This is a genomic window from Pantoea cypripedii, from assembly GCF_011395035.1.
Taxonomy (GTDB): domain Bacteria; phylum Pseudomonadota; class Gammaproteobacteria; order Enterobacterales; family Enterobacteriaceae; genus Pantoea; species Pantoea cypripedii_A.
Window position 1 is genome coordinate 690,376 of the sequence record NZ_CP024770.1, and the last position, 22,907, is coordinate 713,282.

General features: G+C 49.3%; 24 protein-coding genes and 4 pseudogenes. 14 read left to right on the plus strand and 14 right to left on the minus strand.

What is annotated here, in order from left to right; translation table 11 throughout:
* Nucleotides 1-110: 110 nt before the first annotated feature.
* Nucleotides 111-320 carry a YdgH/BhsA/McbA-like domain containing protein gene (locus CUN67_RS26595; protein WP_013508023.1) on the minus strand — a complete coding sequence of 70 codons (210 nt, stop codon included), beginning with the start codon at nucleotides 318-320 and terminating at the stop codon, nucleotides 111-113.
* A gap of 277 nt (nucleotides 321-597) precedes the next feature.
* On the minus strand, nucleotides 598-1,494 hold the full coding sequence (locus tag CUN67_RS26600) for a LysR family transcriptional regulator (protein ID WP_208718464.1): 897 nt from the start codon (nucleotides 1,492-1,494) through the stop codon (nucleotides 598-600).
* Nucleotides 1,495-1,647: 153 nt separating this feature from the next.
* On the opposite strand from CUN67_RS26600, the gene CUN67_RS26605 reads away from it, so the two are divergent.
* The 6 genes and pseudogenes from CUN67_RS26605 to CUN67_RS30520 all read left to right on the plus strand — a co-directional run.
* Complete coding sequence (locus CUN67_RS26605; protein ID WP_208718465.1) at nucleotides 1,648-2,205, plus strand: NAD(P)H-dependent oxidoreductase; 558 nt, start codon at nucleotides 1,648-1,650, stop codon at nucleotides 2,203-2,205.
* A gap of 30 nt (nucleotides 2,206-2,235) precedes the next feature.
* Nucleotides 2,236-2,532: a YciI family protein gene (locus tag CUN67_RS26610; protein WP_208718466.1), complete on the plus strand. Its 297-nt coding sequence runs from the start codon at nucleotides 2,236-2,238 to the stop codon at nucleotides 2,530-2,532.
* A gap of 17 nt (nucleotides 2,533-2,549) precedes the next feature.
* Nucleotides 2,550-2,915 (plus strand): DUF2255 family protein, encoded by a 366-nt coding sequence (locus CUN67_RS26615; protein WP_208718467.1) that lies wholly within the window; start codon nucleotides 2,550-2,552, stop codon nucleotides 2,913-2,915.
* 78 nt (nucleotides 2,916-2,993) lie between these two features.
* The gene (locus tag CUN67_RS30790) at nucleotides 2,994-3,194 is read left to right on the plus strand and encodes an aldo/keto reductase (protein ID WP_439332301.1); all 201 of its coding nucleotides are present in this window, start codon (nucleotides 2,994-2,996) and stop codon (nucleotides 3,192-3,194) included.
* Nucleotides 3,122-3,445, plus strand: a pseudogene (locus CUN67_RS30795) (aldo/keto reductase); the annotation flags it as partial. The gene CUN67_RS30790 and the pseudogene CUN67_RS30795, both read left to right, overlap by 73 nt.
* 6 nt (nucleotides 3,446-3,451) lie before the next feature.
* A pseudogene (locus CUN67_RS30520) lies at nucleotides 3,452-3,547 on the plus strand (DUF1330 domain-containing protein); the annotation flags it as partial.
* 87 nt (nucleotides 3,548-3,634) lie between these two features.
* Here CUN67_RS30520 and CUN67_RS26630 read toward each other — a convergent pair.
* Nucleotides 3,635-4,033: a (R)-mandelonitrile lyase gene (locus tag CUN67_RS26630; protein WP_208719529.1), complete on the minus strand. Its 399-nt coding sequence runs from the start codon at nucleotides 4,031-4,033 to the stop codon at nucleotides 3,635-3,637.
* A gap of 393 nt (nucleotides 4,034-4,426) precedes the next feature.
* Nucleotides 4,427-4,552: pseudogene (locus CUN67_RS30710) on the minus strand (helix-turn-helix domain-containing protein); the annotation flags it as partial.
* Nucleotides 4,553-4,802: 250 nt separating this feature from the next.
* Between CUN67_RS30710 and CUN67_RS26640 the strand changes: the two are divergent.
* The 5 genes and pseudogenes from CUN67_RS26640 (at nucleotide 4,803) to CUN67_RS26660 (ending at nucleotide 8,980) form a co-directional block, all read left to right on the plus strand.
* Nucleotides 4,803-5,600, plus strand: a complete 798-nt coding sequence (locus CUN67_RS26640; protein ID WP_208718470.1) for a carboxymuconolactone decarboxylase family protein — start codon at nucleotides 4,803-4,805, stop codon at nucleotides 5,598-5,600.
* A 5-nt stretch (nucleotides 5,601-5,605) separates the two neighbouring features.
* Nucleotides 5,606-6,949, plus strand: coding sequence for an MFS transporter (locus CUN67_RS26645; protein ID WP_208718471.1), 1,344 nt, complete (start codon nucleotides 5,606-5,608; stop codon nucleotides 6,947-6,949).
* 34 nt (nucleotides 6,950-6,983) lie between these two features.
* A complete protein-coding gene (locus CUN67_RS26650) occupies nucleotides 6,984-7,892 on the plus strand; it encodes a LysR family transcriptional regulator (RefSeq protein ID WP_208718472.1) in 909 nt (302 codons plus the stop codon).
* A gap of 62 nt (nucleotides 7,893-7,954) precedes the next feature.
* Nucleotides 7,955-8,494, plus strand: a pseudogene (locus CUN67_RS26655) (aldo/keto reductase); the annotation flags it as partial.
* Between the two features lie 270 nt (nucleotides 8,495-8,764).
* Nucleotides 8,765-8,980, plus strand: a complete 216-nt coding sequence (locus tag CUN67_RS26660; RefSeq protein WP_208718473.1) for a YdgH/BhsA/McbA-like domain containing protein — start codon at nucleotides 8,765-8,767, stop codon at nucleotides 8,978-8,980.
* 96 nt (nucleotides 8,981-9,076) lie between these two features.
* On the opposite strand, the gene CUN67_RS26665 is transcribed toward CUN67_RS26660, so the two are convergent.
* The 4 genes from CUN67_RS26665 to CUN67_RS26680 form a co-directional block, all read right to left on the minus strand.
* Entirely contained in the window at nucleotides 9,077-9,610 is a 534-nt protein-coding gene (locus CUN67_RS26665; RefSeq protein WP_208719531.1) for a GNAT family N-acetyltransferase, read from the minus strand.
* A gap of 231 nt (nucleotides 9,611-9,841) precedes the next feature.
* Nucleotides 9,842-10,750, minus strand: coding sequence for a polyphosphate kinase 2 (gene ppk2, locus CUN67_RS26670; protein WP_208718474.1), 909 nt, complete (start codon nucleotides 10,748-10,750; stop codon nucleotides 9,842-9,844).
* Nucleotides 10,751-10,777: 27 nt separating this feature from the next.
* Nucleotides 10,778-12,397 carry an inorganic phosphate transporter gene (locus CUN67_RS26675; RefSeq protein WP_208718475.1) on the minus strand — a complete coding sequence of 540 codons (1,620 nt, stop codon included), beginning with the start codon at nucleotides 12,395-12,397 and terminating at the stop codon, nucleotides 10,778-10,780.
* A 338-nt stretch (nucleotides 12,398-12,735) separates the two neighbouring features.
* Complete coding sequence (locus CUN67_RS26680) at nucleotides 12,736-13,509, minus strand: SDR family oxidoreductase (protein ID WP_208718476.1); 774 nt, start codon at nucleotides 13,507-13,509, stop codon at nucleotides 12,736-12,738.
* A gap of 124 nt (nucleotides 13,510-13,633) precedes the next feature.
* Here CUN67_RS26680 and CUN67_RS26685 point away from each other — a divergent pair, with 124 nt between their 5' ends.
* Complete coding sequence (locus CUN67_RS26685; protein WP_208718477.1) at nucleotides 13,634-14,548, plus strand: LysR family transcriptional regulator; 915 nt, start codon at nucleotides 13,634-13,636, stop codon at nucleotides 14,546-14,548.
* An 18-nt stretch (nucleotides 14,549-14,566) separates the two neighbouring features.
* Here the strand turns inward: CUN67_RS26685 and CUN67_RS26690 are convergent, their stop codons facing one another.
* Nucleotides 14,567-14,896 (minus strand): YciI family protein, encoded by a 330-nt coding sequence (locus CUN67_RS26690; RefSeq protein ID WP_208719533.1) that lies wholly within the window; start codon nucleotides 14,894-14,896, stop codon nucleotides 14,567-14,569.
* 102 nt (nucleotides 14,897-14,998) lie between these two features.
* On the opposite strand from CUN67_RS26690, the gene CUN67_RS26695 reads away from it, so the two are divergent.
* Nucleotides 14,999-15,892 carry a LysR family transcriptional regulator gene (locus tag CUN67_RS26695; protein WP_208718478.1) on the plus strand — a complete coding sequence of 298 codons (894 nt, stop codon included), beginning with the start codon at nucleotides 14,999-15,001 and terminating at the stop codon, nucleotides 15,890-15,892.
* A 70-nt stretch (nucleotides 15,893-15,962) separates the two neighbouring features.
* A complete protein-coding gene (blc, locus tag CUN67_RS26700) occupies nucleotides 15,963-16,487 on the plus strand; it encodes an outer membrane lipoprotein Blc (RefSeq protein WP_208718479.1) in 525 nt (174 codons plus the stop codon).
* Between the two features lie 110 nt (nucleotides 16,488-16,597).
* Here the strand turns inward: blc and CUN67_RS26705 are convergent, their stop codons facing one another.
* The 5 genes from CUN67_RS26705 to CUN67_RS26725 form a co-directional block, all read right to left on the minus strand.
* A complete protein-coding gene (locus tag CUN67_RS26705; protein ID WP_208718480.1) occupies nucleotides 16,598-17,296 on the minus strand; it encodes an RloB family protein in 699 nt (232 codons plus the stop codon).
* Nucleotides 17,286-18,557, minus strand: a complete 1,272-nt coding sequence (locus tag CUN67_RS26710; protein ID WP_208718481.1) for an AAA family ATPase — start codon at nucleotides 18,555-18,557, stop codon at nucleotides 17,286-17,288. Before CUN67_RS26710 ends, CUN67_RS26705 begins: the two co-directional genes overlap by 11 nt.
* A gap of 389 nt (nucleotides 18,558-18,946) precedes the next feature.
* The gene (locus CUN67_RS26715; protein ID WP_208718482.1) at nucleotides 18,947-20,296 is read right to left on the minus strand and encodes a c-type cytochrome; all 1,350 of its coding nucleotides are present in this window, start codon (nucleotides 20,294-20,296) and stop codon (nucleotides 18,947-18,949) included.
* Between the two features lie 11 nt (nucleotides 20,297-20,307).
* A complete protein-coding gene (locus CUN67_RS26720; RefSeq protein WP_208718483.1) occupies nucleotides 20,308-21,912 on the minus strand; it encodes a GMC family oxidoreductase in 1,605 nt (534 codons plus the stop codon).
* Between the two features lie 28 nt (nucleotides 21,913-21,940).
* A complete protein-coding gene (locus CUN67_RS26725; protein WP_208718484.1) occupies nucleotides 21,941-22,450 on the minus strand; it encodes a sugar dehydrogenase complex small subunit in 510 nt (169 codons plus the stop codon).
* Nucleotides 22,451-22,907 lie beyond the last annotated feature (457 nt).

Genomic DNA, 22,907 nt, shown 5'->3' on the forward strand with positions numbered 1-22,907 from the left:
GAAGGCTGTGTGCCTTCGATGGAAGCAATAATAACCTTAGTTATCATTTCACGATTGATAATTAGTGCGATAACTGTGATCTGGCTAATTATCACTCCCGCGTTAACCGTTTATTTAGTCAGTTCAGCTGACAGGTAAGCACCGTTATCGACGCGTGCACCGGTGATTTTGTAAGAGGCACCCGCCTGTTTAGCCTGAGCAGCGATTTTGGCTTCTGCGCCATCCAGAGTTGAAGCGGAAGCGGTGATGCTCTGTGCGAAGCTGCCGAAAGAAACCAGTGACAGGGCCGCAACTGCAACGAAAGTTTTGATAGATTTCATGGTCAATTCCTCAGAGATAGTTTTTAGTGGGTGGGGCGTTGTGCCCCGATGTGAGAGAGAATAGACCTGTGGACCGGCGAGTAAAAGCTGAGGGTTTTGCTGAAAGCATTCAAAAAAACTGAATGAATTTTGATTGCGAAAGCAGGCAGGGCGCCTTATTAACTCTACCAAGATGTTCGACGTGTACTTCCGCAGCTGAGTAAAACATGACGACAGCACGGGTAAACCGATGAATAGAATCATTCCTTTATCATTTGGAACGCTTTATCAGCCTGCCTCAATGCATTTTCTTCAAGAGAAAATCGACCAGCACTTTGATCCTTTTTGTTTTCCCTGCGCTTTTCAGATAATACAAATACACGGGCGGATAGGTACTCCAGAAGGGTTCCATCACCGGAACGAATTTTTGTTTATCCGAGAGCAATTCATATACGGGTTCGAAAATCCGGCCGATCCCAAGGCCATTACGAATACCATCAGCCATAACATCTATGTCGTTGCTCATTAACTGAAACGGCATTTCTACCGTCAAGTGTTCGCCCTTTTCTTCCAGAATCAGCGGCAGAATACGGTTATTGGTGATAAACCGATAACCGATTAATTTATGCTGCTGAAGATCTGCAGGGGTCTCCGGCATACCGTATTCCTTAAGATAGGCTTCCGAAGCATACAGACCTGCACGAAAAGGTTTCATCAACTGGCGGGCAACCACTCCCCCATCAAGAATGTCACCAAAACGAATTCCCAAATCATATTTCTCATCAATGATGTTGATCGTGCCGTCATAGACGGATATCTCCAGCTGTATTTCAGGGTAACACCGGCAGAACTCAGCCATAAAGGGTTTGAGAATTAGCACATACGCAAAGCGGGAAAGGGTTATTCGCACCAGTCCTGATGGCACCTGATTAAGGTCTCGGACGTTTTCCAGCGCGGTTTCCAGCGATTCGACGGCCAGGGTCGTCTGCTGCAATAGCTGCTGGCCCGCATCGGTCAATTCAATGCGTCGGGTTGTCCTGATAAATAATGGGTGCCCGGTATGTTGTTCAAGCAACTTTAATGCCTTACTTACCGATGGTGGCGTGATACCCAACTTCCTGGCCGCTGCGGTAATGCTACCCTCGCGGGCAATGCTCTGGAAAATACGTATCTGACTATAAATCACGTTGTTCATTACTTCATCCTGATGCAATGCGCCTGACAGAGGGTTTGTAAAAACATTATTAGCCAATGGCTAAGAGTCTTTAAGCTATTGATGCCCTAAAAAACACAACCCACCCAGCCTATACTGAGCCCCATTCAACCAACTCTTTGTAAAGAATCAACAATGCAAAACGTATTAATAATTTCCGGTCATCCGGACCTGACACAGTCTGTAGGCAATGCAACCATCCTGAAAGAAGTGGCGAACACCCTTCCCGGGGTAGAAATCCGCTATCTGGATACGCTTTATCCGGGTTATCAGATTGATGTCGCAGCAGAACAGGCAGCGCTGTTAAAAGCAGACGTGATCGTCTGGCAGTTTCCCTTTTCCTGGTATTCAGTCCCGGGTTTGATGAAGTTATGGATTGATCAGGTATTTCTTCACGGTTTTGCCCATGGTTCAACGGCACAGCTAAAGGGTAAAAAACTTGTCGTGTCGTTTACTACGGGGGCACCACAATCACTCTACTCACCCGAAGGCTTGTTTGGGCATGATCTTGAAGATTATTTAATTCAGTTCAACACCACGGCCGCATTGTGCAATCTGGAACTGCAAGCCCCAATTTATACCTGCGGCATCAGCTACGCAGGCCGTGACGAAGCAAAAACGGCTGAGCAGATTATTATTGCAAAAGAACATGCCTCGCGTTTGATTAGCGCAATCAACAATATGGCTGCCTGAACTGAGCAAATCTGGTAAAGGTGAAATAAAATGTACATCATCAATATAACTGTTAATGCTGATATCAGTGCAGAGCAGCACGAAAGCCTTTTTCCAAAACATGCTAGCTGGTTTAAGAAATATTTTGAGGAAGGAAAATTTGTGCTGATCGGCCCTTATTCTGATCAGGAGCGCACGGGTATCATCATTGCCAGCACTGAAACTCGCAGTGAGCTGAATGCCATTCTCAGCGAAGACTCTTATTTTCCGGACCTGGCTAATTATGAAATCCGTGAATTTATTCCAAAGATGATTGCATCAGATCTGCAGAAATTACAGATAGCTTAACGCGAAAGGTGAAAATAATGACCTGGAATAAAGATGTCCTGATTAATATAAATGCAGCAGATGACCTGAAAATCGCACCTTATACCCCGGATATGCGGACCACCGGTACACCAACATGGATTTGGGAAGTCGAAGGACGCCTTTTTGTCAGAGCATACAGTGGCACATCCTCACGGTGGTTTCAGGCAGCACTTAATCAGCAGGCAGGAAAAATCCACACCTTAGGCCAGACGTTTGAGGTGTTATTTGCCCGGATAGACGATGCATCGCTGAATGAAAAAATTGACCAGGCCTACCGCCAAAAATACGCGAAAAGCAGTTATATGAAGGCAATGATTAGCGAACGCACAAAGCTCGCTACCGTTGAAATTTTGCCTGAATAAGATGCATGAGATAATACAATGCAATATACCAAACCTGGCAATATCGACCTGATTGTCTCCCGCATTTGCATGGGATGTATGGGTTTTGGGGATCCGACAATTGGACAGCATAGCTGGACACTGGCAGAAGCAGAGAGCCGCGAGATCATTCAACACGGTCTGGAAAACGGTATCAATTTTTATGATACCGCCAGAGTGACGTACAAACCCAACCAGCATCAAAAGATGCTTACGCTAAAGGCAAATACGACAAAACCGCCGCACAAGGCCAGATCATGATTGGTCGCGTGGCTGAGCTCGCCACTCGTCACCATGTTTCAATGACAGAAATCTCTCTGGCATGGTTGTTGACCAAAGTGACTGCCCCGGTCGTTGGCGCAACGAAAAAGCACCATATTGAGGGTGCAGTAAAAGCGCTTGAATTAAACCTTAGCAAAGATGAGATTGCTTTTCTGGAAGCCTGTTATCGGCCACATAGCTTATCCGGCATCATGGCGCAAAATACTCCTCAGACGAAAGAAAATAAACAGGCGCAGGACTGGTATAACTCTCCAGGATACCAGCAAATTATCCCGATCCGTCATCGCTCGGGTAATTCACGTACTTATATTGTAGAAGGTCAACCTGAATAGTTGCCGCCGGATAGTGGATTTTGACGGCCATTCAACTCACGCCAGCAGCCGTGTGAATGAACCGTCTACGGTAGAAAATATCAAATATCACTGGAGATATTGTTCATCTCCGACCTTTTCCAGCCAGTTAACATTGGTTCCCTCGTTGCTGGTTTCCTGTATCGCGATGTGAGACACACTGGTTGTCGAAGTTGCCCCGTGCCAATGCCGGACGCCAGGAGGGCAGCTTACTACATCACCGGCATGGATCGTTTTCTTCTCTTTTCCCCATTCCTGTACCCACCCCGTTCCTGCCGTCACGACCAGCGTTTGGCCTAACGGATGGGTGTGCCATGCCGACCTGGCACCAGGTTCAAAGGTGACGACCGATGCTGATGTACGCTGAGGTGCAACAGGCATTAACAGGGGGTCGACCCACACGCGGCCAGTAAAATTTTCCTGCGGTCCCTGAATAAAATCACGGCTGCCACTTTTAGAAATCGTCATCGCTGACATGTCATTGGCCATTGCCGATAACGAAAACAACACGCCAAATGATAGTGAGAATGCAGCAGTTTTTTTCTTAAGCATCATTAACTCCATAAGGTTATTGAATAAAAAGGTCAATACGTACGTTTTAAATCAAGGTCAATATTTCAACAGGCAGATCATTTGAACGTAATTATTTATAAAACCGCAGTGCATCAAACAATAAATTAAAAGCTTTTGAAGGCTATCCTCGACCTGGATAATAGATATAATATCCATCCCGGTAAGGACACCAAGCCTCCAGCACACTGGCTAACGCCCCTGCATCAAGATATTGCTGAGCAATATCCCTCGATACATATACCAGGCCATAGCCTTCAATCGCCGCATTTAATATCAGGTAGATACGGCTGAATTAGTCAGAGACACACTCCGTTTGGTTCTGGTCAGAAGTTTAACGCCAAGCCGGCTTTCCAGGGAATGCAGGCCGTGGCTCAACGCTGACTGGGATATGCCGAGATGCGCGGTTGCTCTACTTGACACCAAGGTTCGGTCGCAGTCTTAACATTTTGCAGTATAATTAATGAGAAATTCTCACAACACTTTCAATTTATCGTCACTTATCAAACACCTGCTTTCGGAGTAAAGTGCATTAACGCTTCAGGTAATACCTTTTCAGCTGATTTTCCCGCCCATTATAGACATAATTATTCCTGAAAATAATTAGTGGTGTTTATATTTTATTACCTGCCCTGGCCATACATGTTAATAACGGAGAATAAATCCGATGTTAAATGCCTCTATTTTTAATTACCACCGAGCCAGACATTTTGCCATCATTACACTTCTTGGGTTGACATCGGCATTCTGTGATGCTGCCCCTGATATTAAAGAGAAAAAGCCGATGCAACCTTCTGATAATTCCCCGACGCAAGTAAAAACCGATATATTATCCGCTCGCCAGCAAGCTATCATTCCTGTCGCCGCATTCGGTTCGGCAGGCACAATCGACAAACTCAATACAGCACTGAACGAAGGTTTAGATGCTGGCCTGACAGTCAATGAAATAAAAGAAGTTTTGATCCAGCTCTATGCCTACGCAGGTTTTCCGCGCAGCCTCAATGCCCTTGGCGAGTTAATGAAAGTGCTGGAAAAACGCAAACAACAAGGTATCGAGGATGTTTTGGGTAATCCACCCACCCGTGATATTCCCGCAGGAAGCGCACTGACTGCGGCTGGCACCCGTAATCAGACACGTTTGTCTGGTGGTCCTGTTCAGGGGCCGCTATTCGATTTTGCACCAACGATAAACCAATACCTCAGAACACATTTATTTGGTGATATTTTTGAGCGGGATAATCTCGACTGGCAAAGCCGTGAATTGGCGACGTTAAGCATGTTGTCTTCCCTTCAGGGTGTCGATTCTCAGATACAGGCCCATATGCGGATCGCCATGAATACCGGATTATCCGCAGGTCAGTTACGACATCTGACCCAGGTGCTGGCGGATCGTGTTGATGAACAAACGGCACAACGTGCACATGAAGCACTGCAAAAGCATCTTGCTGCGGTTGCAGGAAAATAGCATCAATGCAGGCTGTCTCAGTAAAGAACCCAGCACGGGCGGCACTGAGTGCCGCATTACTCGGCTTTTTTATCATCACTCTTGACGCTGTCGTCGTGAATGTCGCACTGCCAACCATTGGGAGGGAACTGAACGCGAGTATCATCGATCTCCAGTGGATCGTGGACAGCTATACTCTGGCTTTTGCCGCATTGCTGCTGTTTTCTGGTTCGCTGTGTGATCTGATCGGAGCACGCATGACCTTTGTTAGCGGACTATCCATCTTTGTGCTGGCATCAATAGCCTGCGGGATGGCTAAAAATACCGACACCCTGATTATTTCACGTTTTGTTCAGGGAGTGGGGGCAGCATTAATTATGCCAGCAACAATGTCGCTTATCCGACATCACTTTGTCGATGCAACGCAGCGAGGACGTGCGGTTGCCATATGGGCAATGGGCGGATCTGTTGCTTCCACTTCCGGACCGTTAATTGGCGGTATACTGACGCAAACAGACTGGCGATGGATTTTCCTTATCAATATCCCGGTCGGACTGATTGCCCTGGCATTATTGACACGTATTCCTGCTTCGCCAAAACGCGCCGCGTCGTTTGATTACCTGGGGCAACTGGCCGCCACCCTGTTTATGGGCTCGCTGATTTACGGCACCATTGAGTCTGGCCGGCACGATTCGGACACATTCTCTGTCTGGTTGCCTTTTATTCTCAGCCTTGTATCTCTGATATTTTTTATGATTATACAAAAACGCAACGAGCATCCTATGATTCCTGAGGCGTTAATCGCTTCCAGTAATGTGAGAATTTCCATGCTGGTAGGTTTCACGTTTATGGCTGGATACTTTGGTTTGCCCTTTTTAATGAGCCTCTATCTGCAACAACACCTTGGCCTTTCAGCCGCTAAAACAGGTGTAGTTTTCCTGCCCATGATGCTGACAGGACTTATCATCACGCCTTTCACGGCCCGGCTGGTTCACCGATTTAATGCGCGAAATTTGATCGTCTCCGGGCTGACGTCGATGGCTGCGGGTATGCTGTTACTGACGTTGCTCCCTACATCGGTGTCGGTGGCGTGGATTTCACTCACGATGATTCTGGTTGGGATCGCGGGGCCTTTGGTTGCCCCACCGGTAGCCGCCTTATTACTGAACAGCGTCTCTCCTGCACTTGCCGGTATTGCCAGTGGAGTTTTCAATACCAGTCGACAGGTAGGTGGCGCGATGGCGATTGCCATATTTGGTGCCATCCTCGCGCAATCGCCGTCTTTTATGCCGGGTTTGCATGCCAGCCTGATACTCGCTGCTTGCCTGTCTCTGGGAACCGCAGTGATTGCGCTGAAATTACATTCATAGTTTGCCTGATCCCCCCTTCTTTTGAGTCGCCACTATGCAAATGAACCGAACCGATATAGCAGATTTATTCTACTTTTGCGCTATCGCGCGGCATCAAAGCTTCAGCCGTGCCGCCATTGAACTGGGCGTAAGCGCATCCGCTCTCAGCCATGCGCTAAAAGGATTCGAAGCACGTTTAGGTGTTCGTCTCCTGAACAGAACAACAAAGAGCGTCACGCTGACCGAAGCGGGAAAAACATTAGCACAGACGGTTCAGTCGCCGATTGAGACGATCGATTCGGCACTGGAGAAACTCAATTTATTCCGTGACTCGCCTGCTGGCCGTATTCGCCTGAATGTCGCGGTTGAAGCTTCGACATTATTACTGGCCCCGATACTGCCTGATTTTGTCGAACTCTATCCCGACGTTGAACTGGATATTGTGGCAACTAACCGCATCGTGGATATGACGGAGGAAGGATTTGATGCCGGGATCCGTTACGGCGGCACCATCCCTGAAGATATGATTGCCCAGCGCTTATCCGCAGATATCCGCTGGGTTGTGGCTGGTTCTCCTGACTATCTTGATCGCTTTGGTACTCCCCTGCACCCGAATGACCTAGCCACACATCGGTGTGTCAGTAACCGACTGGGTGACAACCGCATCTATCGATGGGAATTCGACCGGGGTCACGAATCACTGGCAATTAAAGTGCCGCCGTTGATCACCGTTGACCAGGCCGAGACAGGGCTTGTCGCAGTGCTGAAAGGGGTGGGTTTGATGTATTACCCTGAGCCGTTAATTGCTAAATACGTCAAAGAAGGAAGCCTGCGTCTGGTACTTACCGATTGGGCCTCAATAGGGTCGGGTTTTCATATCTACTACTCCAGTCGCCGCCAGTTACCCACAGGTCTGAGACTATTAATCGATTTAATACGCAAAATTCAGCCGCTCGGCTTGTGATTCATTGCTGAGGAAAACTCAGCACTGCGTTAAATACGCATATCTGGTCTCAGTACAACGGAGAAATTATTGGCCGCTGGCTTGCCAGCAGTGGCAAACGAAACCGGATTGTACTGGCGAAGAAAGTTTATCAGCCCATGGAAACCGGTCCCAACGATAAATATCTTTCCGCCTGGCATATACGGCGCGCATGCGATGAAAGCCTGAGACGGCTGAAAACAGGCCATATCGGTGCATCATATTGACCGGTCTACCCTGTGGGAAGAAATATGGCAGGCGATGGAGCAACTCATCCGCGAAGGCAAGATTACCTATGCAGGCAGTAGCAATTTCGCAGGCTGGAATATTGCTACCGCGCAGTGTTCAGCCATCTCGCGTAATCTTATCGGTCTGTCATCAGAACGGAGCCTTTACAATCTGACGCAGAGAAGCATCGAACTGGAAGTGATTCCTGCTATCCGCCATTTTGACCTTGGGTTGATTCCGTGGAACCCTTTGGGCGGTGGATTACTCGGTGGTGTTTTGCAGAAGACACGCTGCGTTGCCTTGATGAAATCTGGCCGGGTCCAGGTGGACAGGCACCTGAAGCCTACGCCTGGTAAAAATGAGGCGCATTAACAATGGCGTTGAAATATTAAGCCATACTGGCGACGTGCAAGTGACATTTGGACATGTTGCAAGTGATTAAAATACGCAGTAACAGGCACATTCAGGTCGGCTGATTGATTGTCTATCGGCAGCACCTATCGGCGTGATAGTTAGCATGTTAACAATTGCAGCATTTATTGATAATATTGCAATAGTAACCTTGGTTATCATTATTCCCATCGGAGGCACACAGTCTCCCACCCAAATAAACTAAGGAAATGACCATGAAAACTATCAAAGCAATGTCTATCGCCGCTGTCGCCGCTCTTTCTCTGATGTCATTCGGTAGCTTCGCTCAGAGCGTTACGGCTTCTGACTTAACTCTGGATGGTGCTGAAGCACAGATTGCTGCACAGGCTCAGCAACAAGGCGCACATTATAAAATCACTGAAGCCAGCAACAATAACTTCGTGCATATGACTGCTGAACTTTATAAATAACAGTGAGTGGGTTGTAAGAAACAGCATCTGCTTTGGCCGCCCATCGGGCGGCCTTTTTCGCAGGGATCACGGCGTTTCAACCCATGACCAGCAATGTCATGACTCCCCGCGCCATTGATCACGGGTGATGTTGAACATCAGGCTTGGTGGCAATCCGTCAAAATCGTAAACCTTTTTGAGAAAGGTCAGCCCCGCCTTTTCCAGCACCCTGCGTGAAGCAAGGTGGTGCTCCCGGACCACACCAACGATTTCACTTAAACCCACTTCTTCAAACCCGTAGCGGAGCGCTCTTAAGGCAAGCTCTGTGGCATAACCTTTTCCCCATGCGTCGGGGGCAAAGCGGTAACCCAGGTTGTTCGTCTGGCGACCATCGAACTGGCTGACAAAAACACCGCCAAAACCGATAACTCTGTCGGGGCTGGACTTTTCAGATATCGTCCAGTCACCGAAACCGTGCTCTCTGTATATCTTCAACGTTCGTTCAAGCGCATCACGTGAATATTCAATGTCAGGATGAGGCCCGCGTGGATTAAATTTATGCGTCTCCGGGTCACCATATATTCTGAACAGATCATCGAGATCTGCAGGAGTGGTGTATCGGTACAGTAACCGCTCTGATTCCCAAAGCATTCTTCTTTCCTTAGGTTTGTTAGCTTTATATTCGGTGAGGCCTTTACAGACCTCAATCATATTGCTCACACCTGGGGTAAAAATCGAGTGGAATGTTAACAGAGTGTCAGACTCAGTTATCCACAGTTAAGGTGCATATCCGGCTCAACACCCTGTGGATAACAAAGGAAATGTCACGCAGAATGCCAGCTGGCGGCGAGGTGATCAATTCCCGACCAACTGGATACTCATTCAATAACAGTCTGGCACCAGCATACTTTCCGGAACGGGATGCCGGGCGTAATCAGCATGATGAATACGCGAAGGTAAGGTAATCGGAGTGCCTTCTTCAGCCTCATAAGGCACCTGTTTTAACAGATGCGAAATACAGTTGAGTCGGGCTTTTTTCTTATCCACGCCCTGAACGATCCACCAGCGCGCCTCCTCAATATTGGTGCGCTCCAGCATGATCTCTTTGGCTGCGGTGTAATCCTCCCAGCGACGGCGACTTTCCAGATCCATTGGGCTCAGCTTCCACTGTTTTAACGGGTCATGAATGCGGCTCAGGAAGCGCGTCTCCTGCTCTTCATCGGTGATTGAAATCCAGTACTTCACGATCTGAATGCCGCTGCGAACCAGTAACCGTTCAAACTCCGGAGCGCTATGGAAAAATTCCTCGTACTGCTCGTCACTGCAAAAACCCATCACTTTTTCAACGCCAGCGCGGTTATACCAGCTGCGATCAAACAACACGATCTCACCCGCCGCAGGCAGATGTGACACATAACGCTGGAAATACCATTGTGAACGTTCACGCTCGCTGGGCGCAGGCAGCGCAGCCACCCGGCAATAACGGGGGTTCAGTCGCTGCATGATGCGTTTGATGACGCCTCCTTTACCCGCCGCATCGCGGCCTTCAAAAATCACCACCAGACGGTGACCCGTGCGTACCACCCAGTTTTGCAGTTTGACTAATTCCCCCTGCAGATGCAGAAGTTCAGCAAAATAACGACGGCGCCAGGCCAGCTCTTCAGGGTCACGCCTTGCTTCGGGATCCAGATCCTCCAGTTCCAGCTCAAGCGCTTCATCGTAACTGTCACAGAACTCCTGCAAAAAGCGCCCATCATATTTATTGTTGTAATCAATTTCATGTGCAGACATCGTCTTATATCCCTGTCGAAGCGAGCGTTACAGTGAAACCATCATCCAGTAGAGACCAGCGGAGAGCAGTGCAGCGGCAGGCAGCGTTAATACCCAGGCCAGCACCATGTTGCGAATCGTCCCCATCTGTAAGCCGCTTTTGTTTGCCGCCATGGAGCCGGCAATACCCGAGGAAAGCACATGCGTGGTGGACACCGGCAAACCGAAGGCATCTGCCGCCCCGATAGTCCCCATTGCGACCAGCTGAGCGCTGACACCCTGCGCGTAGTTGAGATGGCTTTTGCCGATTTTCTCTCCCAGGGTAGCGACAATGCGACGCCAGCCCACCATGGTGCCCAATCCAAGCGCCAGCGCGACAGCCACTTTTACCCAACTCGGGATAAACTGCGTGGACGCGTTAAGCTGTTTCTCCAGGTCCTGAAGATTCTGGCGCGTTGTGGCCGGTAAGGTCAGCGTCTTATCGGTTGTCAGGTGTTTAATGGTCTGAGCGGCAAGATACATGTCATTGCGCACGGAAGGCATCTGTTCAGCAGGAATATTCTGGAGCGATCCATAATGACGCAGGCTGTCCCCAATTTGCCCCGAGACCTGAGCCAGCGCGGCTAATACCGTGGCATTGCTTTCGCCAGTACGCAGATAGGTGGTCAGCACATCATTCACAGGTACCGAAGAGGCAACCGACGTTTGCTGCAGCAGCTGGGTTTTGCTGTTCTCAGCCAGCGCAATAATATGTGGAACTTCAGACTGCGGCATGGCGCGGTTAAGGGAATAGGTCACCGGCAGAGCAGCGACCAGAATCAGCATCATCAGCCCCATCCCCTTCTGACCGTCATTCGAACCATGCGCAAAAGAGACACCGGTGCAGGTCAATACCATCAGACCACGGATCCATAATGGCGGGGTGCCCTGCTCTTTCGCCGCCTGATACAGCTCTGGTTTCTTCACTAACCTCTTCATCAGCACCAGCAGCAACGCCGCACTGAAGAAGCCAACAATCGGCGACAGGATCAGCGCATTGCCGATGTTTAACGCCTGGCCCCAGTTCACACCACTGAGCGCACTACGGCCATGCATCACCGCATTGGCAATACCGACACCCATAATCGAGCCAATCAATGTATGGGAAGAGGATGCGGGCAGCCCCAGCCACCACGTTGCCAGATTCCAGATGATGGCGGAGAACAGCAGCGCATAAATCATGACAAAACTATCGCCACTGCCACCCTGAATAATTAACTCAGCCGGTAAAAGAGCAATGATGCCAAAGGCCACTGCCCCGGTTGAACACAGGACACCAAGAAAGTTAAAGATGCCGGACCATACCACGGCAACCGTGGGCGATAACGAGCGGGTATAAATGACGGTTGCTACCGCATTGGCGGTATCGTGGAAACCATTGACGAATTCGAAACCCAGCGCGGCCAGTAGCGCGATACCTAAAAGAACGATGGGCAGATAGCTGTTGAATGTCAGCCCGGTTTGCTGAATATCGCCGAGGAATTGTGTTCCAGTGAAAACAAGACCAGCAATAATCAAAGCACCAAAAATCAATAACGGCTTTTTACTGTTGCCCTGATTGATTTCTTCGGAAGTGGATAACGGAGTTGCGGTAACACTCAAAGCCTGAGACGTAACGTAATCGCTCACTAGTGAAAATTTCCTATAGATCGCTAAAGCAGCAAAAGCACAACGATTTGTGTGAACACCATATAGAAAATTTATGAAAGTTTTATGACAGAGCTGTCAAAAAAGCGTCACATAGAAAAGAGGGAAAGATCGTGAATTCATAATAAATTACATATACATCAATATATTAACTTAAAAATGAAAAAATCTCAACTTCAGATTTGAGTTAGCGAAATGTCATAAACCTGTCACAAACACCCGAATTATGATAACCAATGTTAACATTTACCATAGATAATTATTATCTTTCTGACGCCATTGAACCCGGGCCTCTTTAATTTAAGAGGCCCATCTGCTGCTTATTTAGTCGTATAACCGCCATTGACCAGGATAGTCTGCCCGGTCATCCACCAGCCATCACTGACCAGAAAACGCACCCATGGCACGATATCTTCAATGTCTGTCAGACCGGTTTTGCTGAAGGGGGACAGCGCCGCAGCGGTTTTGTGATATGCCACCGCCTCGGCACCTTCAGCCGGATAGAAGAACGGTGTATCCATCGGGCCGGGACCTATCGCGGTGACCGAGATACCACGCTCACCCAGTTCTTTCGAGGCTGCACGTGTAAAGTGCTCGACCGGAGCCTTCATGCCCGCATAAGCGGCATAAAATGGCGTGTAAGCCCCCAGCAGAGATGTCACCAGCGTGCAGATTTTCCCGTTATCGCTGACATGCTTACCGGCTTCCTTCAGAAAGAAAAACGCAGTCTTCGCGTTAACCGCACTCATGGCATCAAACTCTTCTTCTGTGATGTCCGCCATCGGCTTCTTCAGCACTTTACCCACGGTGTTGATAGCAATGTCAGGCTGTCCCACCGCAGCCACAACATCTGCGAACAATTTTTCCATCGCCGCAGCTGAGGTCAGATCCGCCCGAAATGCGCAAGCCTCAGCGCCGGAAGCCTTTATGGCGTTCACCGTGGCTTCGGCATCCTGTTGCGTAGCGGCACTGTTATAGTGAATAGCAACAGCACGAGCGCCGTGTCGGGCAAAGTCACGGGCAATCAATCCCCCGAGATTTTTAGCCCCTCCGGCGATAAGGACAGTTTTTCCTCTGATGGCATGGTCACTCATGGTTGGCTCCTGATGCAGTGGTTTTGCGGGCAAATCCCGTGATCAACAGCTTAATGTGAATCAAAAATAGATAAAGACTGATAATCTGCATGCACTGTGCAGAATTAACGAATAATCAGGACATATGGATACTGTTGATCTGTTTAAGATATTTCTCCGGGTAGCGGAAAACGGCAGCTTTATTCGCGCAGCTGAAACGCTGAATCGACCTGCCTCCACCGTCTCAGCCGCGATCCGCGAGCTTGAGTCCCGGCTGGGCACGCGCCTGTTCCACCGCACAACACGCACCGTATCGCTGACACATGACGGCAATGCTTTCTATGCGCGCTGCCAGGTGGTGGTGCAGGATATGGAGGAAGCGGAGAATCTTTTCCGACAGACCAGCAATCAGGTGACCGGGAAAATCCGCGTCGATGTCCCCGGACGCGTTGGCAGCCGTATCATCATCCCTGCCCTGAAGGATTTTTTTACCCGCCACCCCGGCATTCAAATCGAGCTTGGGGTAACCGACCGCAGCGTTAATCTTGCTGAGGAAGGGATTGATTGTGCGGTACGCGTCGGCAGGCTGAATGATTCTGGCATGGTGTTACGGAACATCGGATCGCTGAGTATCATCAACGTCGCTTCTGAGGCGTATATTGCGGCTTCTGGCGGATTTTCCTCACCTGGTGAACTTAACCGTTATGCGGCTGTAGGCTATGCCTCGCCCACTACCGGTCGCAGGGAGCGCTGGGAATGGGTAGAGGAAGGGGAGATGTTCAATACAGACGTCGACAGCCAACTCACCGTTAACAGTGCTGAAGCCTCTATCGCCGCCTGCGTCGCGGGTTTAGGTGTCATTCAGATCCCCGAGTATGACGTCAGTGACCTGCTGGCTACGGGGGTATTGCGCCAGGTCATGACCGATTTCCGGCCAGGTCCGCTCCCCGTCAGCATTCTGTACCCTCACCGGCGCCACCTTTCCCGCCCTTTACGCTTATTCACCGACTGGCTGACGCCGCTGTTGCAGGAAAAGATGTGCCTGCTGAATGCACAGTGAGGTCTCCCCTCACCTTCTTCAGTCAACCAAATCCTGCAATTCACTGACGGTGGTACGGCTGGAGAACCCACTCAGCTCGCCAAACAGCGGATCCCATTCCTGAATATCCAGCTGCGAGATGAGATCTTCACGCGCAAACGGGTCCGCATTGACCATCGCATGAACCTCATCCAGCGTTTCTGCTTTGAAAACCAGAAAGCCAGCCCGTAACGGGGTGTTCTTCAGTGGTCCGGAAGCCAGCAGTTTCCCTTGTTTGATCAGCGCTTTGAGATAAACCACATGTTCACGCACAAAGGCGTTCCATTCCGTGCCATCCGGATGGTCCATTCTTACCACATAGATACCCATCATTATCTCCGACCTGTTGCTGATGAAAAAAACCAGCATAATGCGTACTGACAGTATTTAAAATTGACCAGTATTGCGTTCTGAAACAACCAGGAGTTGTTAATGCTTGATAAACTTACGGGGATGCGCACCTTTGTGGCTGTGGTACAGACCGGGTCTTTCGTCGCCGCCGCAGATAAACTCAGCATGTCTCCGCAAATGGTGGCTCGCCATATCACCACGCTGGAGAAGCAGCTGGCGACCCGCCTGCTGAACCGAACCACTCGCAGGCAAAGCCTGACGCCTGCTGGCAGCCAGTATTTCAGGCGATGCGAGGTTATTCTGCAGGCGATTGATGCCGCCGAGCGTGAAGCCAGCGGAAATACTGACCTCCCTTCGGGCACATTGCGGCTCAACGCGCCGGTGACATTCGGGCGCTATGTATTGGTGAATTTCCTGAGCCAGTTTCTTGAGCGTTATCCGCAAATGAGTATTGAACTGACGCTGTCCGACGAAGTTATCAATCCGGCGGCAGAGAGTTTTGATATGGTTATCCGTATCGGCGATCTGGATAAAAACCTTCGTTTTGCGGCAAAACCGTTACCCACCTGGCGGCTGATTGCCTGTGCCGCCCCTCAATATCTGGCAAAACATGGCTGGCCGCAGCATCCCTCCGATCTGCAACATCACGAGTGCCTGGGCTTTTCCCCCTGGCCTGCGGGACTCACCCACCAATGGCCTTTCGTCAGCAATGAGGGACTCACCGACGTGACGATACATTCCCGGCTCACCATTAACGACTGGGGTGCCATTCTGGCAGCAGCAATAAATGGGACGGGCGTGCTAATTGGTTATGAAAAGGGGCTTGAACAACCGATTAAACAGGGGCAACTCGTCACACTCCTGGCTGACTATAAAATTCCCGAACGGGCGATGCATCTGTTGTATGACCCTTCCCGCGCCAGTGAAACCCGTTATCAGGTTTTCATTGATGAGTTGTGTGCGTTTTTTAACTGATGAATCTGGCTGAAATACCGAATGTTTGCACTACACTTTACTCCCAATCGTGCTGATGAAGGGAGTTCTTATGAAGCTATGGCATGTGGTGACCGGTGCTGCTATCGCGCTGAGCCTGGTTGCCTGCAAATCGCCCACACCGCCGAAAGGGGTAACGCCTGTCACCGGTTTTGACGCCAGTCGTTATCTGGGAAAATGGTACGAGATAGCCCGTCTCGAAAATCGTTTCGAACGCGGGCTTGAGCGCGTCACCGCCACCTATGGCAAACGCAGCGATGACGGGATTAGCGTGCTCAACCGCGGTTATGATCCGCAGACGCAAAAATGGCAGGAAAGTGAGGGAAAAGCTTACTTTATCGGTGATCCGGCAACTGCCGCACTGAAGGTTTCGTTCTTTGGCCCCTTCTATGGCGGCTATAACGTGATCAGGCTGGATGATAATTACCAGTACGCGCTGGTGAGCGGCCCCAACCGTGATTATCTGTGGATCCTCTCCAGAACACCCTCCATCCCGGATGCAGTGAAACAGGATTACGTTAACACCGCACGTAAGCTCGGCTTCCAGGTTGATCAACTGTTGTGGGTGAAACAGTAATATCCTTGTTTAGCAGCATGCAGGGGGTGCGTGCGCCACCCTGCCTGTACATCAGTCGGGCGGAGGGAAACTCGCACGAGAAATAAAAGATGCCAGGAAAAATAAGACACTTAGCCTCGGGTATTATTACCTATTACAAATTCCTCCCGAATTTTTTGAAGTATGACAACTAATTCATCGACCCTTGTTGTTGGGTTGTCTGTCCCGGAGTCTGCTGCGGCGGCTCTTGCACGTTGACTATGAGTGATTGCACTGTCTAACCGACTAACAAGTGTAGAGAATACTCCCTTTTTTCTCTTTTCATAATCAGGCATGAACTTTCTCAATTCATTCAACATTTGATTCCCCGAACTATTTTCCTTAAAATTTCCAAAGGATTTTGTCGAGTAAGTAAAATGTAATAACAGCCAGAATTCAAAGCAAGGCACTGAATTAATGGCCATGAAGACACCTGCAGGCTTAAATGTTTTTAAACGATAGATAGCGTCTTGATAACAGGAATGTGAGTCTTTATCAAAAACACAATATACGTGGTCATATGGGGCACTCCGCTCATCTTCTAAACGATATTTTTCTCGTGCATGCTCCACTACACTTTTAGGACTTGATCCGCAATCGCCTGTTACTTCAATAACGCTAGCCGCGCTTAGTCTAAAATGACTGATAAGATCGCTGAAGTATTGAGGTTCTGTTTTTTCCCCTTCGCATACTATGAGTATTTTTTTCATAGGTATGCGTTTTTTGTTACCACGTCTAAGTTCAACAGATTTTTTTGGCCTGCGTTTATGAAAAAGATCTTCAGAACCCATCGATTTTCTCCAGTTTCCCTACATATGGCAGTGCTCCGTATCTTCCATCAAGATAAGATGCTTCAAGATTTTCTCTTCCTTTTCTTGGGCTGAATTCAGAAAGTGGGAAAAGTTTAGTTGCCCCATTAGCATCTTTCTCGACAAACCAGATTTGATCCCTTCTAAATACACTCTGACTCAGAATAGAGGTTTCATGAGTTGTGAAAATTAGCTGTGCGCCATTTATGTTTAACAATGGGTCGTTAAATAATGTTACGACAAACTCTACAAGTTTGGGATGTAAATTATCATTTAATTCATCAATGAATAGTACATTCCCGGTTTTAAGAGTATGAAGTAAAGGGCCTGCGAATCTGAAGATTTTCTTCGTTCCATGTGACTCATCTTCTAAGTTAAAAGGCGTCAGGCTTCCTTGTGCATTTTTATGAAATGTTTTAACAATGTACTCATCCTTATCCTTCATGTTCTGGATGATAATGTCCCTGATTGCTTCAGGCATGATGTCAGGCACTTCATTAGGATCAAATTTTTCCTTAGTCACTTTAATGTCATCAATGCCAACATCAGCCGCCTTGAGGAAGTTGAGAATACCCTCCTTATTATCGATGCATTGTTGTGCTGTAAAGTCGTGATTCCAGCCTGACAATTCAGTGAATTTGAATTTATAGTCAAACCAGTCATAAATTGGTTTCAATTGTTGGCTATTCAACTGAACAGCTGTAGATAAAAATAGTGCGTTAGACCTTGTTGACTTCACCCATGTTTGCTTTTCTCCAGTTAGAGCATTTCCAATATCCCATTCATATTCAGATTTTTCATCATTCCACAATCTTAGAAACCATTTTTGGGATCTTCCTTTGGGAAAAGCAAAAAGCCACTCATCGATAATACGTTCTTTTGTTGCTGAAAAACCATATTGATACCTGATATTCTCTGCAATGAAGTTAACTTCAAACTCAGCTGGATTGCCACTAAAGTTGTCATCCAATCTAAAATTAGAGAGTGGAAGTAAATCTGAACTTTTAAAGTCAGTTGCTGAGTTTACTACGATAGCAGCCATAGTGGTAATGGCTTCAATAATATTAGACTTTCCCGCAGCATTTGCGCCATAAATTGCAGCGCTCCTTAGAAGCTTTAATTTTTTAGGGTCATCGAGTGCAATGATGTTTTTTTCTAATTCATTACCGGAATCGGCAATAAGACTTAACGTTTGCTTATCCGCAATTGATTTAAAATTATAAACCGAAAATTCAATTATCATTATGCATCCTCTCTGGCCTGGTTTAAACCAGCATCAGTAAATAGCCATCAGATGTCATTTTGGGTGAAAAAATGACATTTTTTGTCAAAAATCACCCCCAAATGGGCCTGACACTCATTTTACATGTTGCCAAACGGAATGATAGTCGCCAAAAGCCGCATTTTAAGGGATTTGAGACAACACTCGTGTAAAAGTGCATAGTCTCATTTTTTGCATACTCACTATGTGAGAGAACACCATAGGTCGTTATGGGCAAGGAGAGAGGGGAAAGCTACCCTGCTCTCAGATTAGGAATTCCAGGGGATGTGATACTAAACAGTGACGCTCAGCGAATGGTTTTCCGTCCTGCCTGGCAAACCACACCAGACAGGACAATCAGCAAGATACAACTATTTGCGTTGTTTTCTGCGCATCAGCAGCAACAGGGCCAGCACCACAATCACCCCACCAGCAATCATGCCGCCTTTCGCCACCGCCAGCAGCGACGAAGGTTTACCCCCCGCACGCAGTTCCTTCACCCGTTCCGCAGTCGTCTGGACCTTAGCGTCACCAAAGTTCTGGAACAGGTAGTTCACCAGCGTCGCAACCTGTTTATCATCCATCTGACGGGAGAACGCAGGCATTGCCTGGCCCTGATCCGGCACCAGACCATCCAGCACCGCCATCACGGCATTATCCGCCACCGGACGGCGGAACACCGCGTTGCCATAAAGCGCTGGCAAACCGTTACGCCCTTCCCCCGACAGCTGGTGACAGGTGGCACAATGGTTGTTGTACAACGAGGCACCTTCTGACGCATTACCTGACATCAGATCGAATTCACTCATCGGTTTTGCCGGAGGAAGCTGCGCTTTGTCAGCGGTCGGATTGATTTGCTGTGCCGGTACATCGCGCAGATAGGTCGCAATGGCGCTGAGATCCTCTGACGACAAATGACTGAAGCTCTTGTTAATCGCCTCCAGCATCGGTCCACCCGCCTGCGAACCTTCACCGGAGTTACCGGTTGAGAGATAAGAAATCAGGGCTTTGTCAGACCAGCCACCAATTCCTGCATGCACATCTGAGGTGATATTAGGCGCAAACCATGTCCCCAGAGAGGCACCCGCCAGCGACTTATCCGACTGCTCGGCCATCAGCACATTACGTGGGGTGTGGCAGGTTGAACAGTGAGCCAGCCCTTCTACCAGATAAGCTCCGCGATTCCATTCAGCAGATTTACTGCTATCCGGCGTGAACGGTTTACTGTCGGCAAACAGCAGATTCCAGCCCGCCATCGACAGGCGGATGTTGAACGGGAATGGCAGGTCAGTCTGCGGCCCTTTGTCATCAACCGGCTGCACGCCATGCATAAAGTACGCGTACAGCGCCTTCATATCCTCGTCGGTAATCTTTGCATACGAGGTATAAGGCATGGCCGGATAGAGATTCGCCCCGTCCTTACGTACACCGTGTCGCACCGCCTTTTCAAAATCACTCAGGCTGTAATCGCCAATACCGGCGGTTTTAGAAGGCGTGATGTTGGTGCTGTAAATGCTGCCCAGCGGGGTCTGTAGTGATAACCCACCGGCGAAGGGTTTACCCGCAGGGGCGGTATGGCAGGCACCACAGTCTCCGGCGGTAGCCAGGTACTGGCCTTTGGCGATTAACGCGGCTGAGGAATCCTCATCGGCGTGAGCCGATGCGCTGAGTGACAGTGCCAGAGCCAGTCCGGTCAGGCTTAAAGAAAGCGATTTTTTCATGGTGGCTCTCCTTAAATTTTGCCCAGAATGGCGTCGGCGGTACGTAATCCGAGCGCGCATGCTGTCAGGGTTGAGTTAGCAGTCGCGACCGTCGGCATGACGCCGGTCGATACGATGTACAAATTGTCGTATTCCCAGGCTTTACCGTGATGGTCAGTCACAGAGGTTTTTTCATCAAACCCCATCGCCAGCGTACCTGTAATATGCTGGTTATTGCTGTAAACACCCGGTGTGGAGTAGCGCACATCGGTGGCACCCAGCATCCTGGCGATATCGGCATACACGGCTAAAGAATGCTGCATGCCTTTCTCTACGTAGCTGTCAAATGAGTAGGAGAAAGACGGCGTGGGCAGACCCAGCGCATCCTTTTTCGAGGTACTCAGCATGGTGCGGTTGTTGGGATCCGGTAACTGCTCCAGAACGTTTTTAATACTCAGTTCGTGAGAGGCACGGAAACGAATAGCATCGTCCAGCGCCTGCCCGGTCAGACCTTCCTTGATCGCGCCAGCGGTAACGCCAGCAACGCGTGATGAGTTGGAAATATCGATACGGAATGCAGCAGATTCAGAGCGGAAAGCCCCATCACGCAGCTGCTGAATGGAAGACGGGCTCATCGGACCGCGACCAGGCCAGATCGGTTCATCGACATAAAAGGTTGCCGAGTTGGAAGGGTGATCCATCAGATTGCGTCCCACCTGGTCATAGTTATTACACAGACCATGCGGGTTTTTCGCATCGGCGGAGAGGAACAGAATTTTGGATGATTCGATCGCATTGGCCGCCAGCACCACGATTTCGGCTTCCACCCGATGCGATTGCTTGTTCCAGTCGTAATAATGTACGGCAGTTATTTTGCCCTGACCATTCTGCTCCAGCTTATACACCACCGCCTGAGGAATCAGTTGCACGCCCGCTTTTTCTGCGGCATCGGCGGCGATGCCACCGTGATACTGCGCATCAATCGGGCAGATCGGCATACAGTTATTGTTGCCGCAGCACTGAGGACGTCCATCGTAAGGCAGAGAATTGCGCCCGGTGGTGTTGGTCAGCACTTCATACTTCGGTGCCAGACGCTCCGTGACCCGCTGTTCAAGGTAAGATTTTTTCACGCCAGGCATCGGAAAAGGCTGTTTGCGCGGCGAATATTTTGCCATTTCGTCCGGTCCGGACACGCCCCACAGCAGCTCGGCCTCATAATAATAAGGTTCCAGGTCGTCATAGCTGATCGGCCAGTCACGCCCTACTCCGTACTGGGTCTTCAGACGAAAATCGGCGGGAACCAGGCGCCATGCCTGTGCTGCCCAGTGCCAGCTGGTGCCGCCCACCACGCGCAGATATTCAGGTTTATAGGCCTGCGGACCGGTCTGGTCGAGGTAACCGTTATCGTCCGGTTTGTAATCCGGAAAGGGGGCGATTTTTGAGTTGGGATAAGGGGCAATAAAATCGTCTTTACGTGCTGAGTGACGAAAATTGCTGACGATGGTATCGCGCTGAATACGCGGGCCAGCTTCCAGCATCAACACTTTGCGTCCAGCCAGTGCCAGCTTACGGGCGGTTAATGCGCCCACCACACCGGAACCGATGACAACAACATCAGTAGTAATAGTTTCAGACATGTCAGTGACTTATTCTCAGTAGATGGATTTAACCGATGGTTAACGGTGGTTTTGCAGCCCAGCTGCCATATGCGCCATAGGCGTAGGTCGGTGGCCTGAGTACGTCGGCGACAACCTGATTGGAGAAAGCGTCGACATAGGCCACACAGACGGCCTGATCGCCTTTACCAACGATGCCCAGATACCAGCCCGTCAGAATGTCGGCGGGGAGATGGGCTAAATCGGCGACGGCGGGATCTGCGGCCAGTTTGCTGCTGATCTCGCTGGCATCCAGGGACTGCTTTTCAATCCACTGCTGAAGTTTGCTGACTTTACTGCTGAAATTACTGTCGATTCGGGAGAAGGCGGAGAGGAGAACCCGGGTGAAATTTTCCGGGAGTTGTGCTTTTCCGGTTAGCAGCGTGGAGATTTTGGTGAAATCATCATCCGGAGAAGCGCTTGCATAAGAGGGAAACGCCGGGATAACCGCAGCCGCAGCCAGTACCCCCATGCCTTGCAACAAACGCCTGCGCGAGACACGACCTGCTTGCTCAAACATAAATTTCCTGCCAATTATGATTATGTTGTTATGACTCAATAGTCACCGGGGCCGGGTAATACCTGCCCTCTGCGCTAGAGATCTTTAATACCTCAATCATTATAGGGTGATAAAATTTAACATAGATCACAAAATCGCAGAAAAATGATAACCATTAACGCTAATGGTTATCATTGTTTCATGAATGGTAACAAGATGTGTTTGTGCAAATCTGTTGGCAGAGTGTCGGGAGCGGCAGCAAATTGAATTCTCAAGCGAAGCCAGCAACATCTGTTAACCCGGTCTGATTAAGGCCTCCCCTCACGCCGTCCCTATACGCCACTGATATGACGGTGCCTGACTTTTAACTACAAAATCCCGGACAATAAGCTCCTTCTCTGAATCGACACGATTTATCGTTATCGCGCGAATTTTGGAATGCCACGGAGTACCGGAAAACGGCGCAATAAATCGCGCC

Excerpts from the sequence above, each read along its gene's own strand:
- CUN67_RS26610 (WP_208718466.1), top strand. The coding sequence starts at position 2,236 with ATGTACATCATCAATATAACTGTTAATGCTGATATCAGTGCAGAGCAG.
- CUN67_RS26680 (WP_208718476.1), bottom strand. The coding sequence starts at position 13,509 with ATGAGTGACCATGCCATCAGAGGAAAAACTGTCCTTATCGCCGGAGGG.
- CUN67_RS26665 (WP_208719531.1), bottom strand. The coding sequence starts at position 9,610 with ATGCTTTGGGAATCAGAGCGGTTACTGTACCGATACACCACTCCTGCA.
- CUN67_RS26660 (WP_208718473.1), top strand. The coding sequence starts at position 8,765 with ATGAAAACTATCAAAGCAATGTCTATCGCCGCTGTCGCCGCTCTTTCT.
- CUN67_RS26650 (WP_208718472.1), top strand. The coding sequence starts at position 6,984 with ATGCAAATGAACCGAACCGATATAGCAGATTTATTCTACTTTTGCGCT.
- CUN67_RS26605 (WP_208718465.1), top strand. The coding sequence starts at position 1,648 with ATGCAAAACGTATTAATAATTTCCGGTCATCCGGACCTGACACAGTCT.
- CUN67_RS26640 (WP_208718470.1), top strand. The coding sequence starts at position 4,803 with ATGTTAAATGCCTCTATTTTTAATTACCACCGAGCCAGACATTTTGCC.
- CUN67_RS26710 (WP_208718481.1), bottom strand. The coding sequence starts at position 18,557 with ATGATAATTGAATTTTCGGTTTATAATTTTAAATCAATTGCGGATAAG.
- CUN67_RS26715 (WP_208718482.1), bottom strand. The coding sequence starts at position 20,296 with ATGAAAAAATCGCTTTCTTTAAGCCTGACCGGACTGGCTCTGGCACTG.
- CUN67_RS26725 (WP_208718484.1), bottom strand. The coding sequence starts at position 22,450 with ATGTTTGAGCAAGCAGGTCGTGTCTCGCGCAGGCGTTTGTTGCAAGGC.
- CUN67_RS26645 (WP_208718471.1), top strand. The coding sequence starts at position 5,606 with ATGCAGGCTGTCTCAGTAAAGAACCCAGCACGGGCGGCACTGAGTGCC.
- CUN67_RS26615 (WP_208718467.1), top strand. The coding sequence starts at position 2,550 with ATGACCTGGAATAAAGATGTCCTGATTAATATAAATGCAGCAGATGAC.
- CUN67_RS26720 (WP_208718483.1), bottom strand. The coding sequence starts at position 21,912 with ATGTCTGAAACTATTACTACTGATGTTGTTGTCATCGGTTCCGGTGTG.
- CUN67_RS26595 (WP_013508023.1), bottom strand. The coding sequence starts at position 320 with ATGAAATCTATCAAAACTTTCGTTGCAGTTGCGGCCCTGTCACTGGTT.
- blc (WP_208718479.1), top strand. The coding sequence starts at position 15,963 with ATGAAGCTATGGCATGTGGTGACCGGTGCTGCTATCGCGCTGAGCCTG.
- CUN67_RS26685 (WP_208718477.1), top strand. The coding sequence starts at position 13,634 with ATGGATACTGTTGATCTGTTTAAGATATTTCTCCGGGTAGCGGAAAAC.
- CUN67_RS26705 (WP_208718480.1), bottom strand. The coding sequence starts at position 17,296 with ATGGGTTCTGAAGATCTTTTTCATAAACGCAGGCCAAAAAAATCTGTT.
- ppk2 (WP_208718474.1), bottom strand. The coding sequence starts at position 10,750 with ATGTCTGCACATGAAATTGATTACAACAATAAATATGATGGGCGCTTT.
- CUN67_RS26600 (WP_208718464.1), bottom strand. The coding sequence starts at position 1,494 with ATGAACAACGTGATTTATAGTCAGATACGTATTTTCCAGAGCATTGCC.
- CUN67_RS30790 (WP_439332301.1), top strand. The coding sequence starts at position 2,994 with ATGGGTTTTGGGGATCCGACAATTGGACAGCATAGCTGGACACTGGCA.
- CUN67_RS26690 (WP_208719533.1), bottom strand. The coding sequence starts at position 14,896 with ATGGGTATCTATGTGGTAAGAATGGACCATCCGGATGGCACGGAATGG.
- CUN67_RS26630 (WP_208719529.1), bottom strand. The coding sequence starts at position 4,033 with ATGACGATTTCTAAAAGTGGCAGCCGTGATTTTATTCAGGGACCGCAG.
- CUN67_RS26695 (WP_208718478.1), top strand. The coding sequence starts at position 14,999 with ATGCTTGATAAACTTACGGGGATGCGCACCTTTGTGGCTGTGGTACAG.